Source organism: uncultured Thiodictyon sp., from assembly GCF_903946935.1.
Classification (GTDB): Bacteria; Pseudomonadota; Gammaproteobacteria; order Chromatiales; family Chromatiaceae; genus Thiodictyon.
The window spans coordinates 1-4,404 of sequence record NZ_CAJAXH010000265.1 but is presented as its reverse complement, the minus strand read 5'-3'; the positions used below and the strand labels follow the sequence as shown (position 1 = coordinate 4,404).

The following is a 4,404-nucleotide window of genomic DNA, read 5'->3' as shown; positions in this document are numbered from 1 at the left end:
TATAACATCCTGCGTTGGATCGGGCAGACCGGACTGCTCGGCCCCGATGCCCCACCGCGGGCTCCGGCCAAACGCCGGCGCCTGCGCACCGTGATGCAGGAACTGATGTACGTCGCCGCCCGCCTGATTGCCACCGGCCGGCGCCTGAAGCTCGCCTTCGGCTACGGCTGCCCGATTGTCCCGGTCTTCCGCCGCCTCTACGGCCAATTGCCCGCCCCGTAGGTTCTCCCCGGGCGACCCACGGCCCGGCGTCATCGCTGCGCTTCGCCCGCAGCGCTCCCCCCTATGCTCCGGTCCGTCCCCAAGCGCATTCGCAGCGTATTCCCAACCCCGCAACAGACGCCCCGCGGGCCTTTCCGTCATGCTTTACCCTCCAATGCCGGTGAGAAACCGACACCGGCCCTTTCGATGGCCTGAATCTGGTATGCACACAACCATTAGTTCACGGATTCAGGTGGACTTATAGACAAACGTATTAATCACTGAATCCGGCACATCGATCTGTTCACGCGTTCGACGAGATCGATCAAGCAGCTCCAGTGCCTTGGCGAACAACGAGGGATCCGGCGGGGCCTTCGTTGAGGGCAGGACGTCTGTGGCTAGATCTGCAAAAATATTCGAGCCTCCGAGGTTAGCACCATAAATGGTTCCGAGTCGCTCCGCTCGCAACGTCCGCTCACCATCGAAATCACACTTTCCAGCCGCAACCTCCAGTGCCTGAAAACATAAAAGCGTTTCAACCCAAGTAGCACCGTTCGACCGAGCGATGTCGGCGGACTCGTTGAGCACTCGAACCTCGGCTTGATTCTGTTCATCCATCTCAGTGCGGACAGGCTTTCCGTAATCGCCTTTTAACAGCAGGCAACAATGGTTCTCCTCCTTGGGCAACAGCGACTCTATCTCGAGGTACAAGGCCCCAAAATCGTATTGTCCTCTTAACTGGTTCTGATAGTTCAACTCGCGTAATTGTTGACACCGTCGATAATGGCTACGCCGGTGCTGCGCTTCTTAAATCAGCTCGAGCGCTAGCAGCCGGGCGAGGTCCTGCCGACCGGTATTGAATTGCAACCGCAAATAAAGCGGAGCAATATCCAACACACGATCGGTTCGACCACTTTCGCTGTCGTGGCGAAACACGCGTTCAAAAATCGCTGCCGCTTCGTCCGCGGGCTGCTCGTAATCGGCATGTTGGGCCAAGATGCTAAGAAACCAATAGCGCGCCTCATCGTCGTCGGTCTCCGAGATCATTGCCTTGGCTCGTTGCGCAGCAGCACCCCAAAGGGCCGTTTCTCCCGCCTCAAAATAGAAGCGCCACAACATTTCCAGCCCGCGGGCCACGGCACGCCCTGCCATCCGGCTTGTCGCCTGCCGTGACGCGAGCGCGGCAAGGTCGCGCTCCAGATCGATGGCAACCGTCCGGCCCCTCTCCATTTCGATTGATCGGACCATCAAGCCCAATAAATCGGCTCGCACCAGCGCACGGCTGGCTGTCAGCGCCATGCCCTCTTGCGCCTCGGATGGGTCGGCACGTTGAAGCGCAGTTAAACCAATGGCTATCGCGGCGGCAAGCTTGCTGTCGATCGCTAGCAGTCCCATAAGCGCCCTCTGAGCGCGCAGCCGCCGCAGCCGTCCCCGCAACCCAAGGCGGCGCGGACGATCGTCCTCCTCAAGTAACCGCTGCAAACGGATCACGCCAAGATCAACATGAACGCCGTCCTCGGTGATAGCAGCAGCCCCCGCCTGGCGCGTGGCGGCGGCAAACAGTTGTGTCTGCGTCTGCGCTGTTCGAAAGGCCTGATCCGCCCAACGGGCGACGGCTGTCCAGTCGGCGCAGGTCCGGTCTTCCCGTGCGTGGCTCATCCAATGACCACTGGTCCAGGTGCCGCTCCCCACGGTTGCCGTCAACCGATATCGATCGCCGGCGAGCGTCACGATTTCGACCTCATCGTGGTCGCCCACGGCCACCGGTGACTCGCACAGGTTCAGTGATAGTCTGGGTCCAACGTTCTCGGATAGAACATAGACCAAGACCTGTTCGTTACCCGGTGCCCGGAACCTGATCGGCAGTGACGCCACCGCTGCCGGCGGCACCAGGCCGAGCCGCCATTCGCCGGCGCCGGCCCGCCAGGCATAACAGTCGCGCCGGCGTGCGCGTTGATAATGCGCAAAGCCCCGTCCTTCGAGGATGGGACTCCAGACTTCCGCCGCATCAAACGCTTCCAATCCGATCGCGTTGGCCTCACCAACGATCATGGCTGCCGCCTTCCAGTCGTCATGGCTGCGGATCGCGACCGGCAACTGGTGCAATCTCGCCGTCGCCCAGGTCAACGCCGCCTCCCGTTCGTCCAATCGGCTGCTGCTGGTCATTGCATCGATGAGCTGTCCCAACAGGTCGCGAACACGCCCGGCATCGGCTGCGGCCAGTGCGTCCTCGTAAGCCGCCCACAGCAGACTCTCCTCGAAACGGGAGCGGATGGTTGGTTGATTCGGCCTGGGTGATCTCCCACGCCTGCTCGAGAAACACACCGCCTTGACCGTCACGCAGCGCCGTCAATTCCTCCGCCCAAGGCCACAGATCGCCAGTCGTGAGCACCCGCAACAGGTTCGGGTCGCGGCCGAGTTCCTGGGCGAGACAGGCGCGCGCACGGCCCCATTCACAGGCCCCCAGTGTGAGCGATAAGGAATCATCGCGATGGCCTAGCGGGCGTTCTCCACCCATTTGTTCGATAAGCCCGCCCCTCCCATGCGCACGCAAGGCGTGAGATAAACGCGTCCAACTCACACTGCGATGCGCTTCGTCCGCGAGCAGCGAGTGATCGACCGATGCAAATCCACCGTGTGTTGGATACAGATACGGACTACACCACGCCTGCGCCTCGGCCTCCGGCCCGACCAGCGGCAGCATCGCCAAACGCAACGCCCGCAGGAGTCGCGGTGTCACGCGGCCAGCGAAAACACAGGCCCGAACGAGCCGCGACCCGCCCAACGCCGGCCCGTCATCTGTGGGATGGGCAAGAACGCGGGTACGGTGTTCGGCCGCGGCCGTGGCCCGGCGCGCGGCGGAGGGTGTCGAGCGCCGGTCCCAATACAGTGTCCTCAGGCCACGCGGCAGCCTTCGCCAGCCCGCTGGTCTTACGGGCACGAGGGCGGCCAACCGGGCGCCATTCCGACCGACCCGACTCACCAATCGCTCAATACCGGAAGCGGTCGGAAGCCGCCAGGATTCGCTGTTCCCCCAATCGCCGAAACCCAGATCCGAGGCAAGCAGCAGAAGGGCCGTCTCATCCAACTGACCCGGGAGTGAAACCGGCGTGCGCCCCTCAACACACTCTCGCCGAGGTGCAATGCGAGCGACTTCATCGACGAACAACCATCCCTGTCTCTTGACTTCGGAATTCGTGGCATGGCCAAGAATGTCTGCAATGTGATCCACGTCGCTCGCGAACACCGCCATGCGCGGATTCACATCCGCGGCGATCAGAATCCGGCGGGCCGGCTTCTTGACCCAACGCCGAGGTATCCCACCAAGAACCGGCTCGCCCTGTGTGACCTGCCGATACAGCGCCATCACATCGATTTCTCTGCTCGGCTGTGGGATCGCGCACAGCTCTCGTAACGTGTTGCGCTCCTGGTGGGGTTCCAATAACGGGGCCGAGTGCTGTCGCTCGTCGTCCGCGAAGACGAAGCGTAAACCGCCCCCCATGCCGGCATCCTTAGCGAAAACGCGGGCGGGAAGGCGACTCGTCGGCGGTAGGTCTGTGGCTGGTTGGGGAACCCGGGGAATGGAAGGGACGCTGACCACGGGGTCCAGAGGGAATTCCAACCGCGCTGAGGGCATTTCAGGTTGGCTTGACCAGTCCGGTGCGTCCGCGTGTTCCCGTTGGTGCCGCAGTGATCGGCGGACCACCTTGGCTTTCGCCGGCGTCGCCACGACAGTGACACCGATCATTTCCAGACCGCAATCAAGCGCGATCTGATCGCCGCCCCCGAGCAGATCGAGTATCCGCACGACATCGGCAATCGATATCTCGCGGTGCTCTAGGGGGCCTAATCGATTCATCGGCTACTGCTTCCGCCACACCAGTTGCTCAAGTGTGTTCCAGATCGCGGAGCCCGGGGCGACCGACAGTTCCCGGCACGCGGTCAAGGCGTCGAGGAATTCCGCCAAACCAGGTGGTCGCAAACCTTTCGCCTGGTGTTCACGCCGTTGCCCCCATATCAGGTCAATAACCTTCTTGACCAGTTCCACCGCCCCAGTCGAGTTCCCTCTGTGCCAATGTAGGTGAGACAGCACCCCCCGGTTAAATTACTGTAGGGCGGTCTGAAGGAGATCACCGATGGCAACGCATGTGAAACACGTTCTGGTCGACGCGCTGGGGGAGGAAACGCAGGGAGCCCGTAGGG

General features: G+C 62.2%; 3 protein-coding genes and 1 pseudogene. 1 reads left to right on the top strand and 3 read right to left on the bottom strand.

All coding sequences use genetic code 11. From position 1 onward, the window contains the following. Positions 1-222, top strand: a pseudogene (locus QZX93_RS23290) (IS1380 family transposase); the annotation flags it as partial. A 228-nt stretch (positions 223-450) separates the two neighbouring features. Here the strand turns inward: QZX93_RS23290 and QZX93_RS23285 are convergent. The 3 genes from QZX93_RS23285 to QZX93_RS23275 are packed head-to-tail and all read right to left on the bottom strand — an operon-like array spanning position 451 to position 4,060. Beyond that, on the bottom strand, positions 451-957 hold the full coding sequence (locus QZX93_RS23285; RefSeq protein ID WP_295387077.1) for a hypothetical protein: 507 nt from the start codon (positions 955-957) through the stop codon (positions 451-453). A 51-nt stretch (positions 958-1,008) separates the two neighbouring features. Further along, complete coding sequence (locus QZX93_RS23280) at positions 1,009-2,349, bottom strand: hypothetical protein (protein ID WP_295387071.1); 1,341 nt, start codon at positions 2,347-2,349, stop codon at positions 1,009-1,011. Further along, positions 2,273-4,060, bottom strand: a complete 1,788-nt coding sequence (locus QZX93_RS23275; protein ID WP_295387068.1) for a hypothetical protein — start codon at positions 4,058-4,060, stop codon at positions 2,273-2,275. The genes QZX93_RS23280 and QZX93_RS23275 overlap by 77 nt, the downstream gene beginning before the upstream one ends. Between the last annotated feature and the right edge of the window lie 344 nt (positions 4,061-4,404).